Genomic DNA, 14,661 nt, shown 5'->3' on the forward strand with positions numbered 1-14,661 from the left:
CCCCCTCACAACTAACTAAAAACCATATTCATCAAAAGGAAAATCTTCCAAAATCTCACTCCAATTTTGAGTTGTATTCTGTTTCAATTCAAACAAATCTTTTATGATATTTCTTTGAATCTCATTCAGGTACACTACATTATCTTCCTTTTCAAATTCCAAAATACCATCTAACTTATCTACCAAATTCTTCATTGAACCAGCAGAAACACCAATTTCTTTAGAAAACGCAAACGTTCTTACTAAATCATTTCCACTTTCTTTTTGTTTACTAGACATCAATTCTTGAACAAGTCCAGGATCAGCCTTCTTAACTTCTCCTTTTTCCAATTCCTCTTGTGCTTCCATTTCAGCTTGAAGATTTTCTTTTTCTTCTTCTGACAATTCAGCATTCGGATTTTCTAAAGGATTGAATGGATTTTCTCTTCGCTCAATCTTCTCATATTCATCATAGAAAGAGAATTTCTTTTCAAGTAATGGTGAGTAAAACTCCCTTGCTACTTCTCCATAAACGCAAGCATAGCCTCGACCATATACTCGCTTACCTGCTAGATATTTAACATATTTAAACTCCTTATTCCTATTGACCTCTCCGAAGGCTAAATCATATCCAACCTCGTCCAATCGACCAACAGAAACTCGGAAATTGATATTCGCTTGTAGTTTTGAGCCTAAATCTTCTCTTGAAGGCTTCTGCATAGCTGTAACTGCAAAGCAGCCAGCTTGCCTTCCAAGTAATAAGAATTGGCCCATAGCATTATCTAAGCGCTGTCTAGTTTGAAAATCAAGCATAGCACACAAAGCGTTGTATTCATCGCAGACTAGAAAATAAGGTTCAAGACCATACTCATAGAATTTACGTAAATCCTTATCACCATTCTCCTCACGTTTTTGTCGCATATAAGCATAGCGAGCAAACATAATTTGAACAGCCCTTTCAATCATAGAAACAACATCTTCCACCTGATAAGAAATTCGACCTTCAAAAGCCTTCTGTTCTGCCATAGTCACAAAGTCACCTTGTTTTGGATCACAAATATCCACCACTCCAACTTTAGCCGTAGCACGAATCAATGTTCTTAGTAATACCGTTTTACCACCACCAGTACCACCACAAACCAACAAATGAGGATCATCAATAGGATTCCAATAAAGATTCTTCATCAGTTGAATACCCTTATCAGAATACTCCACATCAGTTACCTTAATTCGATTCAAAAAAGCAGAATAGGCCATCTTATAGGTCTTAAACTTAATATCGTCCTGAACTTCCATAAAGTCCATGAAGAATGTAGTTTCTAAATCACTACCAATCTTCTTGAACTTATCCTGAAATTTATTGCCAGCCATTTTAAAAGCAACTTCCAAATCATAGCGATTCTGTTTCAAATAAACCGTTGGAAATGTAACCTTATCGACTGTTCCTGATTCAGTCTTAACTTTTTTTGTATATGTATATCCATTCTCTTTAAGAAAAAAAGCTAGTTTAGCAAGTCTTTCTATCTTCTGAAAGAAAAATACTCTTTCTTGTGATAACCAAGTCAAATAAACACTTAAACCAATTATCAACATCAGCATAACTACTGAAACGACAATAGAGAAAATATCTACATTCTTGATTTTCTCAAAATTTGAATAGACAAATAAAGCTAGTATAGGACTAAACAACAAAAAGAAAAAAGAAAAGATATAGTACCTTAGATTCACCATATAAGGTTTAATCTTAATTCCACGATATGCAGGAAATAAACTCATATCTTTTCTCCTTTAGAAATTATCCCTTATGTTCCTGTTTTTGCTCAGGTTTTTGATCATGCTTCTGTTCCTGTTTTGCTTGACCAGCACCTACACGCTTAACATTTTCAGCACGCAAAGCAAAAGCATGACCTTTGACCTCAGAAACATTGTTATTCCCACGTGAAATTGTATATGAATCATCATAAATCCAAATTGTGGCATCACCAACAAGTTCAACTTCAGACATCATAGGAATATCTTCTACAGAGATACCTTCTTCCAATTTAATTGGAATAATTTCTTGCATTTTATCAGAGAAAACTTCTGCATGCGTTGGATAATCAACAGGCGAACCATCTACCATTTTAAAGTTTTCAATAAAACTGATAAATACCAGTTTACCAAGCAATTCTTTTGCATTTACAGGGATTTCTGCATTATTAAATTTACGAATACTAAAAGCCATTATTTTTTTCTCCTATTTTCTATAATTTATTTCTCAAAACGCAATTCAGTTGCTTCAAATTGAATCTCTTCTTTTGTACCAACCAAACGTGTCACCATATTAAGCCCTGAAACAGACTTAACAAATGTAAGACCTCTTGTTTTTGGAACATCAGAATTAGCCAATCCATATACACGAATAGTTACCGTACTTTGATTTTCCCCTGAAATCTCAAATTCTCGGAAAGGTACAAAATCATCATACGAACCATTTACTACTTCACGAAATTTTGGACTAACAACAACTTTAGTACCAATCACATTCAATCCCACAGGGAGTTTTTTAATTTTTGCCATTTTTTCAATTTCCTTTTCTATTTACATTTTTTCTTTTTTAAAAAAACAAAAGGACGATAATTCCTGTTTATTTTACCGTCCTATAAACAACATTCTTAATCTTTCTTACGCTTCATACCAACTAGACCTAGCATTGACAAGATACCAGTACCAACAAATCCAAGCATACTAGAAGCTGTACCAGTATTCGGAAGTGAAGATTTTTTAGGTTCTTTTGGTTTTGGTTTCTCAGGTGTATGAGTTACAACCTTAGCTTCCATTTCTTGACCATTGATCACATTCACAAATGTATTTTCTACATCACCACTTGCGATACGTTCGACCTCAATATAGAAGTCAACGTCAAACGTTCCTTGTACTCCAAAAGAGTTCAGGAACTCTTTGTCAATCGAATAACCCCACTTACCATCTTTTTCATTCCAAGTTACTTTAACAATTTTCTTGATAAAGTCAGAGTTTGTACTTTGGTCAAACTCGAACTGGAAAGCATAAGAAGAACCTTTAACAATCTTATCTCCAGCTTTAACAACTTTACCATCAGAAAGAACTACATCATACGGTAACACCATATCTTTTCCTGCTACATATTCAGTACCACGAATGATACCCTTCCAGTTGCCAGTATAGCGATCATGCTTGACATCTAACTTATCAATACCATCATACTGATAAAGTGTATCGTGCTTACTAGGGACAGTCACACCATCCAAAAGATAGCGTAGGTATTCACCAATCTGAATTTCTTGACCATCACGAATCTTCTTATCATCTTTCTGATCCACAGCGTGTTTTTCAGGCTTCAAGTCAGGCACTTGAACTGTCACCAAATTAGAAATATAGCTATTTCCATAATCAACTTGATAAAAGTCATTTTTGACCAACTCAGCCTTCTTAACAAGCAAACGAGCAGGAAGGTCAATCGTGATATTCTTAGCTTGTTTTACATAGTTCTTATAGAATGAAGCAGAATCTTTCGCAACAAACATATAGAACTCACCTTTTGGATTCAAACCAGCTTCCTTCAAAATATTTTGAATTTCTCGTGTACGCTCTTTATCCGATAAAACATGGTACATCTTAAACAAATCCTTAACGTTTTTACCAGTAGAATCCTTCATAGTGATTTTACTATCATCTACCATGTAAGCACCATCTTGAACATCATCAACCATAGCCCACGTTTTAGCAACTACTTTTGAATCAGCAGCAAATGTTGAATATGGTTTGTAGTCAGTTGTCAAACTAAATTTTACATTCTTATCAAATGTATTAGCACCATCAATATCATGTCCGTATGTATCAGCAATAGCCTTCTCAGGTTTTGGAGTTGATGGCTTCACACGCAAACGTGAGTAGTTCACCTTTACTTTAGGGGCTAAAGGACGCTCAGGCAATTCTTTAGGTACTTCATATTTTGGTTTAGGAATTTCCTTGGTATCCTTTTGCTTCAATTCAGGTTCTTTAGGCGGAAGAATAGGAACTACAGTAGGAACAGTTGCGCTTGCTTTACCAAACAAACCTACAGCCCATGCAACCTTAGAAGAAGAAAAAATTTCACTATCTGATGGAGTATTTTTCCCTTCTACTTTTGCACGTTCGCTTGCCCTATTTCTTTCTTTACGAATTTCATAAGGTTTATGTTGTCCGATTCCATTATGATAACCTAAATTCAATGTAGAACCATATCCAACAGAAATGATTGAACCACGTGGAATATCCTTTTCATCTTGAACATTATCATACCCAAGATCACCAGCTTTTACTCCAAGTTCAGGAACATCAGAAGTCCAAGGCGTTTTATACTCACCTTTATAGTAATTCTTACCATCACGAACCACTTTTTTAACATCAGAATCTTTAGGATTCAAGACGATTCCTTCTGTTCCATCTTGATAGGTCAGACTCAATTCCTGACCGTAATCAATATCATTAAAAGCAGAAGCAACAGCAAGAACAACTTCCTTCTTATCTTTTTCATAGAAGAACTCAATCTTAGTATTAAATTCAACTAGGTTAGCAAATCCAAAATTAATTGAACCATCACCAGTATCCTTATTTACATAGATTTTAGTAGAACTCAATGATTTTCCGTTCTCAACCCACTCAGATTCCACTTTATTAAAAGTAAACCGAGCAGAAATTTTCTTCCCATCTTTACTTTCAGCAACATTATAAATAGTGAAAGAATCACCTGCTTTCGGATTTACAATTTCACCAAAATATTCATCATTTTTTGATAACAAGCCTTCACGGCTAGCAGTAATTGAAGAATCGGAATGCAAACCAATATAATCTTTTACAGCAGTTAAACCTTCTACCCCTTCAAATGAAGCAGTCAGTTTCTTATAATAGTTTACACTTCCACGATTTGATTCATCATAATCACCATAAACTTTGATATGAGATTTTTCAGCTTTCACACCCTTCTTAGCAAGTTCTTCTTTTTTCTTGTTATATAAAGCTAATTCTTCCTTATAATTATCAAATTTCTTCTCATAATCAGCCTTTAAATCAGTATTTTCCCTTTCAACCTTTTCATTGTAGGCTTTTTGATCAGCTAAATCTTTATTGTATTTAGCTTCTTTTTCAGCGTTATCTTTTTTGATACGCTCATTTTCTTCCTGAACCGCTTTGCGTTCAGCTTCGTTAGTAATTTTAGCGCTTGTATAGTCCGTAGTTGCTTTTTTAACTTCTTTTTCCTGCTTCACATAATCAGCTTCAATTTCTTTTTGCTTTTCTGCTACAGTTTCAGAGGTTGCAACTCCTTTATCCTGAACATCTCCAACTTCTACCTTAACACCAGCTTCTTTTGCTTGTTTTACAGCTTTATCAAGGTTATCATGAGAGATAGGAACATCTACCTCACTTTTCTTCTCAACAGCTACAGTTTTATCAGATACAACTTCATCAGCAGAAACCGAAACTGTAGAAACTACCATACCCAACATTGCAAGTGCAAGGATAACTCCACAAGCGCCACCAACTTTCATCTTACGGATTGAACCATAAGCCTTATATTCTTGTCCTTTAGACATTTATTTTTTTCTCCTTTTCTAAAAACATCTTTTTTTCCAAATTAAAAACTCTCAATCACTTGAAGGTGAACGAGAGCGTTTATAAACAACTACAATCATATTTACTCCTTTTCTACAAAAAAGAGCCAGTAAACTGACTCTTAACCTATTTCCAACTACCTAGACTATCAACCCAATAGCCTTGTACCCATTCAGAACGAGCATAGATACCATTAAACTTCAAGTAGAACCATGCTTGATAATATGAGTCATAAACCCATTCACTCATAGCCATTTTCCCATTAGATTTTAGATAATATGAACCTTGCCATGCACTATTCGCATAAACTCCATTAGATTTTAAATAATACCACGCTTGATAAGAACTATCATAAATCCATTCACTTTCTGCCATCTTTCCATTAGATTTCAGATAATATGAACCCTGCCATGCACTACGTGAATAACTTCCATCAGACTTCAAATAGTACCATGCTTTATAATATGAGTCATAAACCCATTCACTCATAGCCATTTTCCCATCTGATTTCAAGAAATATGAACCTTGCCAAGTATTTTTCAATGGCTGATTATTCTTATAGAAATACCACGTTTTACCTTCTTCAATCCAGCCATTCTTCTTAATTGAAGGAACTAAATCAGGCTTAGTTGGATTTTTTTCTACCTGCTTCTCCTTTGATGGAGTTGATTTTGTCTGAGCAGGTTTCTTATTCTGAACATATCGTCCAGTACCATCAACATAGTATCGCCCATTGTCTACCCATGAATCAGTAGCCATTTTTCCGTCAGAACCAAACCAATAATCACCTTCCCATGTGTTTTTTATAGGTTGATTATTCTTGTAGAAATACCAATCATTTCCTTCTTGAACCCAACCATACTTTTGATTTTTATTTTGAACATATTTTCCTGACTTGTCAACGTAATAACGTCCATTGTCTACCCATGAATCCGTAACCATTTTCCCATCAGAACCGAACCAATAATCACTTTCCCATGTATTTTTTATAGGTTGATTGTTCTTGTAGAAATACCAATCATTTCCTTCTCTTATCCAGCCTTTTTTCTCTTTTAAGGATTCTTTTGCTTTACGCTCTTTCTCCTTTTCTTTTTCTTCTTCTTCGTTTAACTTATCAATTTCTTTAGAAATTTTTTCATATTCTTTATAGGAAATATTTAGTTTTTCTAACTTCCCTTTTTCAGATTCCAACTCCTTCTCTTTCTTTCCAATAGTTGATTTTCTGTTACTTTCTGTTGTATTCACAGGAGTTTTTGTACTAAAATTATTCTTAGTTGATTTTGAAATCTCCTCGTCCGAGACAGTAATGAAACTCATTTGAGTTCCATCTTTCAACAAGAAAATTGAAAGACCGAAATACTTAGTTTTATTGGGTTCCCCCCAATTCAAACCAGCAATAGATTGAGCATGAAGGTATTCATAACCATTATACATAAATTCTAAAATGGCATCATAAATAGTACGTTTTAGTTCTGCTTTTGTAACTTCTTTTAAACGGTGATTCGTACCTGCACCATTTTCATAATATTGAGCACCATATTTTTTTTCTTCATCTTCCTTAGTAGAGGTAGGCAAACCATACTCTCTAGCTACCTCATTGATTCCTTTTACATAGTGCCAATCCCATATACTTCTATCTGCTATCTGCATTTTAACAGACAGTTTACTAGCAAAATCAATAGACGATTCAGCAAGAATTAGTTCCTTAGTTCCCATTTGCCTTCTTACTTGATTTATCATATCAAAGGCAAAATAGTTCAATTCAATCAATACTTCTTTGGGAAGATTATCTAGATCATAAACCTCAACTTCATCAGAGCCAACAGTTACAAAATCATTTTTCTGTAAAGCTAACTTCGCACTTTCACTTTTCAGAATTTCTTCTGCCTGATCTCGCTCTTGTTCACTCTTACTAAAATCAAAATGATCCTTTAATGCTTTAACATAAGCAGGACTCACCTTTATAGTATTCTTTTCACTATATGGAACTTTCAAGGCTTCAACTTGATTCTTTAAGATATCAACCTTATTCTCAGATTCAACAAGTGAATACCAACGACCATCACCTAAATAGCCAGTAACACCATTCTTCTTAGCAAGTTCACTTCTTTGATTATCTAATTCTTTAATCTTAGATTGTCTTGCAGAATCAGCATGAACAACACTACTAAATGCCAACAAAATAGCAGTTGATAAAAAAGCTATTGACTTTTTATATTTCATTCAAATATCCCCTTTTTGAAATGTTATATACATTATATCATATCTAGCTAAGAATAAATCTTCTTATTTTATAATTCAATAATCACTCCATCTTCTCTAAAACGATTATAGGTTCTTTCAATCTTAGACATAATCTTACTGTAATAACTTCGTGTAAGTTGACCTACAGCATACAACTGATAATACAAATCATCACAACATTTTTTTGAAGATACATAAACATCAGCACCATTTTTTACATGAGCATAGATTTTCAAATTCCAGCAGAATCGACTATAGATTCGGTTATACTCTTTTATAATCCATTCTTCGGAATATGTCCTCAAACCCTCTTTATAACCATACTCTTCGATTTTAACACACCTCTTTCCTACTACAAAATCTTCTCTGCTAGGTCAAGTAAGAATCGTTTCACTTCACTCTTATGAACATACTTAGTCTTATCATCATCAGCAAAGCGAATAGTTTCTTCATAACTCTTTCCATTAGACAACATTTTTATAAGTCCATGAGAAAATTGATGATGACAACCTAGATTGTCTAAATCCTTTGTAGACAATACTTCTTCACGCTTCACAGTGAATTTTTCATCTACATTGATAAAATCATCTATCGTACAATTATAATACTTTGCTAGCTTGTAAAGTTTATCAATGCTAGGCTCACGATCTCCACTTTCATAGCGTTTATATGCTTTCTTTTGAATACCTAGAAAGTTTGCTAAATCATCTTCTGACTTATTGTTTCTTTCTCTATACAAAATCAATGCTTTTGATACGTTAATCATTTTGTTTCCTCTTTTCTTTTATCTACACCTCTACTCATATTGTTAATTTACATAAAGGAACTCAATAGATTCCCTTGTGAAAACTAACAATACTTTCAATCCTTATCAGGACAAAACCTGTTTTATAAAAATCTAGTTATTGTTAATTTTTTTGCAAAATAAAAAGGCTTATTTCAAAGCCTTTTTACGTTTTTTTCAATAGAATATAGCAATATAAAATGTATGCTCTTATCTTCGCATACTTTCAGCTTCTCAGCTTACTACCTGCGCCAAGGTCACAAATTTAAAGATAACTCAATATCCCCTCTTTCTTACCCAAAGGCATTAGCAAGATTTTACTCTCACATACCGACCATACAACACATAGACCTCACTATCTCACTCTAGCTACCTTCTAAGAAGTATCATTGACTGTACCACAGCCGTCAGTTCCCTTTTCTTATCTCCTGAGGCGAAAGGACGAAACACCCACGTTTAGACTCAACTTGACATTTTCTTAAAATTCACGTATAATTAAATTGCTAAATTTTTATATGCGTGTTTAGTCAATGCTTGTCGTTGTCTGACACGTTTTTTGTTAAATTTTCAAAGTTCACTTAACTTTTATATCGAATCTAAAATCTTACTACTTAAAGTTACAAGTTCTAGTTTCTTGAAACAACATTCAATACTGAAAATTAAAATTTGTCTTTTAAGTTGTATTCAGGACTTTTAAATTCCTATAAAAGATTCCCTCTAAAACTTTATATCTCATTGGGATAATTATATTATATCTCAATGGGATAAAGTTGTCAATACTTTTTTTAACTTTTTTTAAAATTTTGAAAGGTTATTATTAAATGTTAGCTGAAAGACTAAAAAACCTACGAAAAGAAGCTGGACTAACACAAAAACAAATAGCTGAAAAATTACAAGTAGGACAAAACTCATATTCTAATTGGGAAAAAGGGAAAAGAACCCCTATTCAACCTACAATAGAAAAACTAGCTGAGATCCTGAATACTTCCACAGATTATCTTTTAGGTAAAACAGATATTCCTGATCGTGACTTAGAGATTGACATAGATAATGCTATTGATAACTCAGTTGCCTATGATGGTACACCCATAACAGATAACGACAGAGAAATCATTAAGAACTTTCTAAAAGACTACTTCTCTAATAAAAAATAAGTATGAATCTAAACAAAGTTATCAAAGAGATTGAACAATTAAATTGCCAAGTTATCACTCTTAAGAACTTATCAAGTAAAGGTAGATATGTACTTGCAAATAATAAACACTTTATCTTTCTTCGATCTGACACAAGTGATATTGAAAAAATAAATGTCCTTCTTCATGAAAAACACCATCTAATCAATGATGACTGCAACAACTCACTTTCTCAGATAGATTCCTTTAAAAATCATATAGAAAATGAAAGCGAAAAAGGAAGAATCCTTGACTTCATGAGTTTAGTCAATAGTGAATATCCCATAGACGATAGTTTCAATTATCAAGACTATCTCAAAAACGCTGATATTCCTGCAAAATACGAAAACTACGTTAAAGAAATAGCTACACAATTTTATAATGAAAACAAAAAAAATAACATTATCTAAGATAGTGTTATTTTTTCTATTTCCGAACAAAATCTTAATACCTGGTTGAACTTTTTGACCTAAAATCCGAATCAAATATCCAGGTACATTTGATTTTCCTTCGCTTTTTTATTCTAAAATAACTTTCCCCCAAAATTCATTATTACAAGTCACAAATAAATGATTGTCTAAATACCCTGTAAAAAATCCCCCACCTTTTTTATTGAAATCAAATTCAACAAAATAGACTTCTAAATCTCCTTCATAGTCTTTCTTAACCGTCATACTTGTACCAGCTTCCATTTCTTCTAGCTGATCAGAGTACTCCTTCAAAAAATCTTTTACAAAATAATTAAACTTTGAAATCATATTTTTTGGAACTCTATCCTGATAACTTATTTCTTTGATTTCCATATTCTATCTCCTTAAGCATCAATAAACATTCTTAAAATCAAACTTGCAACTTCTTCTCTAGCGCTTGCGCCAAAACTTCTGAATAGTTAATTTTTTCTCGATCAGCAAGACGAACTAACCATTCAGGAACGGTCACATTCTTCCTAATTGCCTTGTTACTTCTCACAAAAGGCGCAGGATCGACTTGAATCATTGATACAAAACCATCTGAAACCTCAATTTTTAAAATATCACTGGGTGTAGGTAGCACCATCCCTTCATCGATATAAGAAGCTAAAACATTTTCAAGCATTTCTCGAGCATTTTTCATCGCTTCTTCGATATTTTTTCCTTCTGTACCACCACCAAATTCTGGAAATTCTACCCAATATCCTGTTCCTTCTTTATGAAAAATAGCTGGATACGTTTTTAACATTCTACTACCTCCGATATGAAAAGACTTAGGAAAGTAAACATTACAATCCTAAATCTTTGAGAATCTTTCTCTCCAATCCTCTTCCTAAATCTTCATTTCCATGAACTGGAATCGTGACAAGATAAGAAAAACCCTCTTTCTTAAAATGATGATGACTTCCCCTTTGACGAACTTCAACCCATCCATTCTCAAGAGCTAGTTTCACCATTTCTTTACCTGTAAGTGGCATATATCATTGTTACCTCCTTACACTTACTATTATACGCATTATGTGTATAATTGTCAAACTAAAACATACTACTTTTCTCAATAAATACAAAATAAAATAGACCAGTTTCCTGATCCACTTTATTCTATATTCATTGACTTCTTGGTCAAATTTTGGTCACACTTTGGTCAAAAATTCCAAAAATACTAACCTATTTTAAAAAGCTAACTTGTGATGATTGCCTTTAAACTAACACTTTAAATATTCTTTGCTTTTCTTTACACTTCCCAAAATGCCCCCTGCAGGAATCGAACCTGCAACTACTCCTTAGGAGGGAGTTGTTATATCCATTGAACTAAGGGAGCTAGAGAAAAACCCTGCTGGGTAAGCAGAGTTTTTTAGTCGAATTAACGACGGATTTCTTTGATACGAGCTGCCTTACCTTGAAGTGCACGCAAGTAGTACAATTTCGCACGACGTACTTTACCGTAACGAACAACTTCGATCTTTTCAACACGTGGAGTGTGGATTGGGAAGATACGCTCAACACCTACACCGTTAGAGATTTTACGAACTGTGTAGTTTTCTGAGATGCCAGCACCTTTACGTGCGATAACAACACCTTCAAAAATCTGAACACGTTCACGGTTACCTTCGACAACTTTCGCGTGTACACGAACAGTGTCACCAGGACGGAATGATGGGATATCTGTACGAAGTTGACCTTCAGTCAAGCTTTGGATTAATGGATTCATTTTATTCTCCTATCTTTGTCAATCTTGAGGAACCTTCCTCAGCGGATAAACTGTATTTTTGTGCGTCCATTACACACAAGATACAGTTTACCAAATTTCCACCTAAAAGTAAAGAAATTTATAGCAGAATTCCTAAAAAAATCGCTAGAAAACCGCCTAGGTAAGTTAAGAGAAAATAGCTATAAAATACCTTCTTGTCACTTAACAGTTTTTGCAACTCGTCATTCAGAGTTGAAAAGGTCGTCAACCCACCACAGAAACCTGTCGCTAGGATAGTATAAACTTCCTTGGATTCCACATGGTTGTAAAGCAAGCCAATCAAAAAACAACCGAGAAGATTGGCTATGAGAGTTCCTAGGGGCAATTTCGAGGATTGATTATAGCGGGAAAAGAAATACCGCACTAGGGCTCCGAAGCCACAGGCGATTGCAAGATAGACGATTACCATTTCTTCCTCCCTAGAACATAAGCCAAGAGCAGGCCTCCACCAATACTCAAAAGCAAGTACATGATCAAACTAAGATAACGCCCAGTATCCAGCAATTTCACAGCATCCAAGAGCAGGCTAGAAAAGGTTGTTAAACCACCACAAAAGCCTGTACCCAGAGCCAAAACTAAACCTTTACTGCTTCCCTTATAGACCAGATAGCCTTTTACCAGATAGACCAGGCAGATAATGCCCAGATAGTTAACAAGGAGGGTGCCCCAAGGCAATTCTGGACTAGCTGGTAACCAAGTGGAAACTAGATAGCGGACAAGGCCGCCCACCATTGCAGCTAGAAAAATCCCTAGCGGATAAAATTGTTCTTTTTTCATTTGATGTTTTGATCCTGATAATCACGCGAACGTTTGAGAATATCTGAAAAAGTCGCAACAATAGTCTCCTGATAGCGCTTATCCTCTACACGACTTCTAACCTTTTCAAAAATAACTGCTTCTCTCTTAGTATCTAAAACAGGTTTTCCTGAGGCTTTCTTATAGGCAACTACACCCTCAACCAAGTGCATTCGTTCTTCTAGGAGCTTGACGATTTGATTGTCAATTTGATCAATTTCTTGCCGAATAATATCTAAGTTCATACAGTCTCCTCCTTTATTTGAATTATTGTATCAAAAAGCTTCTAAATAGGCTAGTAAAATCCCAAAATGACTAATAAAAAAACGCACTGACTTCTTCCAGTCAGCGCAGTTTGATTCTTATCCTACTTTTGCAGCCAATTCTTCTGCGAATTGTTCCAAACGTTCAATATCTTCTTCTTCGGCAGAAAGGTCTACTTTAACGCACTCTGAACCTTTTTCTGCTCCTGTCGCTACAAATACACGATCAAAGTCATCAACAGCCTTACAGAATTCGTCGTAGAAGGTATCTCCTGAACCGACCACTCCGTAGATTTTGCCATTCAAGTTGAGATCAGCTAGGTCTTCGTAGAAGTCCATCATCTCATCTGGCAATTCTCCATCTCCGTAAGTGTAAGTCGCAACGATTGCGATATCCGCTTCCAAGAAGTCTGAAGCGTCAACAGTCGTACATTCATCAACATCGACATCCAAGCCCAAGTCACGCAATTTATCTGCTACAATATCTGCAATTTCTTCGGTATTACCGGTCATACTGGCAAATACAATTTTTGCTAATGCCATATCGTCCTCCTCAATTTATCTTTCTCCATTATATCATATCTTTTTCATTTTAAAAATAAAAATTCTTGTGCTACAATGAAATGAGAAAGAATTGAGGTTACTTATGGAAATTTGCCAGCAAATTTTAGAGAAAATCAAAGAATACGATACCATTATCATTCATCGTCATATGAAACCAGATCCAGATGCCTTAGGGAGTCAGGTAGGTTTAAAAACTCTTCTCACACACCATTTTCCAGAAAAGACCATCAAAGCAGTCGGTTATAACGAACCAACTCTAACCTGGATGGCAGAAATGGATACTGTCCAAGACAGTGACTACCAAGGAGCTCTTGCGATTATTTGTGATACAGCGAATCGTCCTCGTATCGATGATAAACGCTACGAACAAGCTGATTTCACCATCAAAATCGATCACCATCCAAATGATGATATCTATGGTGACCTATCTTGGGTGGATACAAGTTCAAGCAGCGCCAGTGAGATGATTGCATTATTTGCTCAAGAAAATCAGCTAACTTTGTCTAGTGAAGCGGCACGACTTCTCTATGCAGGAATTGTCGGGGACACAGGGCGTTTTCTCTACCCTTCAACTAGTGCTCGTACCTTTAGAATAGCTGGCCAGCTCCGAGAAATTGATTTTGACTTTGCTGGACTGTCTCGTCAAATGGATACCATGAGCTTCAAGATTGCAAAATTGCAAGGGTATGTTTATGATCACTTAGAAGTTGATGAGAATGGGGCTGCACGCGTTCTGCTTACTCAAGACATCTTGGAAAAATATAAGGTTACGGATGCTGAAACAGCAGCGATTGTTGGGGCACCTGGTAGAATTGATACTGTTAAGGCTTGGGCTATCTTTGTTGAGCAAGCTGATGGCCACTTCCGTGTTCGAATGCGCAGCAAAATCACCCCTATCAATGAGATAGCCAAACGACACGACGGGGGAGGGCATCCATTAGCCAGTGGTGCCAATTCCTATAGTCTAGAAGAAAACGAACAAATATACCAAGAGCTGAAAGAGGTTCTACAGATCCACCAAGGCTAA

The 14,661-nt window shown here is 35.1% G+C and carries 17 protein-coding genes and 1 tRNA gene; 3 read left to right on the forward strand and 15 right to left on the reverse strand.

Annotated elements, in window-relative coordinates; translation table 11 throughout:
- Positions 1–15: 15 nt before the first annotated feature.
- The 6 genes from HMPREF1115_RS09945 to HMPREF1115_RS09970 all read right to left on the reverse strand — a co-directional run bounded on the left by HMPREF1115_RS09945 (position 16) and on the right by HMPREF1115_RS09970 (position 8,602).
- Positions 16–1,755 carry an FtsK/SpoIIIE domain-containing protein gene (locus HMPREF1115_RS09945; protein ID WP_000051838.1) on the reverse strand — a complete coding sequence of 580 codons (1,740 nt, stop codon included), beginning with the start codon at positions 1,753–1,755 and terminating at the stop codon, positions 16–18.
- Between the two features lie 19 nt (positions 1,756–1,774).
- Positions 1,775–2,203: a hypothetical protein gene (locus tag HMPREF1115_RS09950; RefSeq protein ID WP_000885766.1), complete on the reverse strand. Its 429-nt coding sequence runs from the start codon at positions 2,201–2,203 to the stop codon at positions 1,775–1,777.
- A 26-nt stretch (positions 2,204–2,229) separates the two neighbouring features.
- The gene (locus tag HMPREF1115_RS09955; protein ID WP_001062688.1) at positions 2,230–2,538 is read right to left on the reverse strand and encodes a hypothetical protein; all 309 of its coding nucleotides are present in this window, start codon (positions 2,536–2,538) and stop codon (positions 2,230–2,232) included.
- Between the two features lie 95 nt (positions 2,539–2,633).
- Positions 2,634–5,573, reverse strand: coding sequence for an SspB-related isopeptide-forming adhesin (locus HMPREF1115_RS09960; protein ID WP_000033630.1), 2,940 nt, complete (start codon positions 5,571–5,573; stop codon positions 2,634–2,636).
- 145 nt (positions 5,574–5,718) lie between these two features.
- Positions 5,719–7,815 (reverse strand): SEC10/PgrA surface exclusion domain-containing protein, encoded by a 2,097-nt coding sequence (locus HMPREF1115_RS09965; RefSeq protein ID WP_000875629.1) that lies wholly within the window; start codon positions 7,813–7,815, stop codon positions 5,719–5,721.
- Between the two features lie 373 nt (positions 7,816–8,188).
- Positions 8,189–8,602, reverse strand: coding sequence for a helix-turn-helix transcriptional regulator (locus HMPREF1115_RS09970; RefSeq protein WP_000611446.1), 414 nt, complete (start codon positions 8,600–8,602; stop codon positions 8,189–8,191).
- 839 nt (positions 8,603–9,441) lie between these two features.
- Here HMPREF1115_RS09970 and HMPREF1115_RS09975 point away from each other — a divergent pair.
- Both HMPREF1115_RS09975 and HMPREF1115_RS09980 read left to right on the forward strand, forming a co-directional pair.
- Entirely contained in the window at positions 9,442–9,774 is a 333-nt protein-coding gene (locus HMPREF1115_RS09975) for a helix-turn-helix domain-containing protein (protein ID WP_000879089.1), read from the forward strand.
- Between the two features lie 2 nt (positions 9,775–9,776).
- Positions 9,777–10,202 (forward strand): ImmA/IrrE family metallo-endopeptidase, encoded by a 426-nt coding sequence (locus HMPREF1115_RS09980; protein ID WP_001052542.1) that lies wholly within the window; start codon positions 9,777–9,779, stop codon positions 10,200–10,202.
- A gap of 108 nt (positions 10,203–10,310) precedes the next feature.
- Here HMPREF1115_RS09980 and HMPREF1115_RS09985 read toward each other — a convergent pair whose 3' ends face one another.
- The 9 genes from HMPREF1115_RS09985 to HMPREF1115_RS10025 all read right to left on the reverse strand — a co-directional run bounded on the left by HMPREF1115_RS09985 (position 10,311) and on the right by HMPREF1115_RS10025 (position 13,613).
- Positions 10,311–10,595, reverse strand: coding sequence for a hypothetical protein (locus tag HMPREF1115_RS09985; protein ID WP_000403074.1), 285 nt, complete (start codon positions 10,593–10,595; stop codon positions 10,311–10,313).
- 37 nt (positions 10,596–10,632) lie between these two features.
- Positions 10,633–11,010 carry a type II toxin-antitoxin system HicB family antitoxin gene (locus tag HMPREF1115_RS09990; protein WP_000921492.1) on the reverse strand — a complete coding sequence of 126 codons (378 nt, stop codon included), beginning with the start codon at positions 11,008–11,010 and terminating at the stop codon, positions 10,633–10,635.
- A 40-nt stretch (positions 11,011–11,050) separates the two neighbouring features.
- A complete protein-coding gene (locus tag HMPREF1115_RS09995) occupies positions 11,051–11,239 on the reverse strand; it encodes a type II toxin-antitoxin system HicA family toxin (RefSeq protein ID WP_001131504.1) in 189 nt (62 codons plus the stop codon).
- Between the two features lie 272 nt (positions 11,240–11,511).
- Positions 11,512–11,583, reverse strand: a tRNA-Arg gene (locus HMPREF1115_RS10000).
- Positions 11,584–11,625: 42 nt separating this feature from the next.
- Positions 11,626–11,973 (reverse strand): 50S ribosomal protein L19, encoded by a 348-nt coding sequence (gene rplS, locus HMPREF1115_RS10005; protein WP_001068670.1) that lies wholly within the window; start codon positions 11,971–11,973, stop codon positions 11,626–11,628.
- Positions 11,974–12,091: 118 nt separating this feature from the next.
- Positions 12,092–12,421, reverse strand: coding sequence for a fluoride efflux transporter CrcB (crcB, locus tag HMPREF1115_RS10010; RefSeq protein ID WP_000237404.1), 330 nt, complete (start codon positions 12,419–12,421; stop codon positions 12,092–12,094).
- Entirely contained in the window at positions 12,415–12,789 is a 375-nt protein-coding gene (gene crcB, locus HMPREF1115_RS10015; RefSeq protein WP_000712119.1) for a fluoride efflux transporter CrcB, read from the reverse strand. Before crcB (HMPREF1115_RS10015) ends, crcB (HMPREF1115_RS10010) begins: the two co-directional genes overlap by 7 nt.
- Positions 12,786–13,052 (reverse strand): chorismate mutase, encoded by a 267-nt coding sequence (locus tag HMPREF1115_RS10020; RefSeq protein ID WP_001046958.1) that lies wholly within the window; start codon positions 13,050–13,052, stop codon positions 12,786–12,788. Before HMPREF1115_RS10020 ends, crcB (HMPREF1115_RS10015) begins: the two co-directional genes overlap by 4 nt.
- Before the next feature lie 117 nt (positions 13,053–13,169).
- Positions 13,170–13,613: a flavodoxin gene (locus tag HMPREF1115_RS10025; RefSeq protein WP_001162125.1), complete on the reverse strand. Its 444-nt coding sequence runs from the start codon at positions 13,611–13,613 to the stop codon at positions 13,170–13,172.
- Positions 13,614–13,716: 103 nt separating this feature from the next.
- Here HMPREF1115_RS10025 and HMPREF1115_RS10030 point away from each other — a divergent pair, with 103 nt between their 5' ends.
- Positions 13,717–14,661 (forward strand): DHH family phosphoesterase, encoded by a 945-nt coding sequence (locus HMPREF1115_RS10030; RefSeq protein ID WP_000401795.1) that lies wholly within the window; start codon positions 13,717–13,719, stop codon positions 14,659–14,661.

The sequence above is a fragment of the Streptococcus oralis SK610 genome, assembly GCF_000257455.1.
Taxonomy (GTDB): Bacteria; Bacillota; Bacilli; order Lactobacillales; family Streptococcaceae; genus Streptococcus; species Streptococcus oralis_CB.

Excerpts from the sequence above, each read along its gene's own strand:
- rplS (WP_001068670.1), bottom strand. The coding sequence starts at position 11,973 with ATGAATCCATTAATCCAAAGCTTGACTGAAGGTCAACTTCGTACAGAT.
- HMPREF1115_RS09995 (WP_001131504.1), bottom strand. The coding sequence starts at position 11,239 with ATGCCACTTACAGGTAAAGAAATGGTGAAACTAGCTCTTGAGAATGGA.
- crcB (WP_000712119.1), bottom strand. The coding sequence starts at position 12,789 with ATGAAAAAAGAACAATTTTATCCGCTAGGGATTTTTCTAGCTGCAATG.
- HMPREF1115_RS09960 (WP_000033630.1), bottom strand. The coding sequence starts at position 5,573 with ATGTCTAAAGGACAAGAATATAAGGCTTATGGTTCAATCCGTAAGATG.
- HMPREF1115_RS10030 (WP_000401795.1), top strand. The coding sequence starts at position 13,717 with ATGGAAATTTGCCAGCAAATTTTAGAGAAAATCAAAGAATACGATACC.
- HMPREF1115_RS09975 (WP_000879089.1), top strand. The coding sequence starts at position 9,442 with ATGTTAGCTGAAAGACTAAAAAACCTACGAAAAGAAGCTGGACTAACA.
- HMPREF1115_RS09965 (WP_000875629.1), bottom strand. The coding sequence starts at position 7,815 with ATGAAATATAAAAAGTCAATAGCTTTTTTATCAACTGCTATTTTGTTG.
- crcB (WP_000237404.1), bottom strand. The coding sequence starts at position 12,421 with ATGGTAATCGTCTATCTTGCAATCGCCTGTGGCTTCGGAGCCCTAGTG.
- HMPREF1115_RS09980 (WP_001052542.1), top strand. The coding sequence starts at position 9,777 with ATGAATCTAAACAAAGTTATCAAAGAGATTGAACAATTAAATTGCCAA.
- HMPREF1115_RS09970 (WP_000611446.1), bottom strand. The coding sequence starts at position 8,602 with ATGATTAACGTATCAAAAGCATTGATTTTGTATAGAGAAAGAAACAAT.
- HMPREF1115_RS09945 (WP_000051838.1), bottom strand. The coding sequence starts at position 1,755 with ATGAGTTTATTTCCTGCATATCGTGGAATTAAGATTAAACCTTATATG.
- HMPREF1115_RS10020 (WP_001046958.1), bottom strand. The coding sequence starts at position 13,052 with ATGAACTTAGATATTATTCGGCAAGAAATTGATCAAATTGACAATCAA.
- HMPREF1115_RS09955 (WP_001062688.1), bottom strand. The coding sequence starts at position 2,538 with ATGGCAAAAATTAAAAAACTCCCTGTGGGATTGAATGTGATTGGTACT.
- HMPREF1115_RS09990 (WP_000921492.1), bottom strand. The coding sequence starts at position 11,010 with ATGTTAAAAACGTATCCAGCTATTTTTCATAAAGAAGGAACAGGATAT.
- HMPREF1115_RS09950 (WP_000885766.1), bottom strand. The coding sequence starts at position 2,203 with ATGGCTTTTAGTATTCGTAAATTTAATAATGCAGAAATCCCTGTAAAT.
- HMPREF1115_RS10025 (WP_001162125.1), bottom strand. The coding sequence starts at position 13,613 with ATGGCATTAGCAAAAATTGTATTTGCCAGTATGACCGGTAATACCGAA.
- HMPREF1115_RS09985 (WP_000403074.1), bottom strand. The coding sequence starts at position 10,595 with ATGGAAATCAAAGAAATAAGTTATCAGGATAGAGTTCCAAAAAATATG.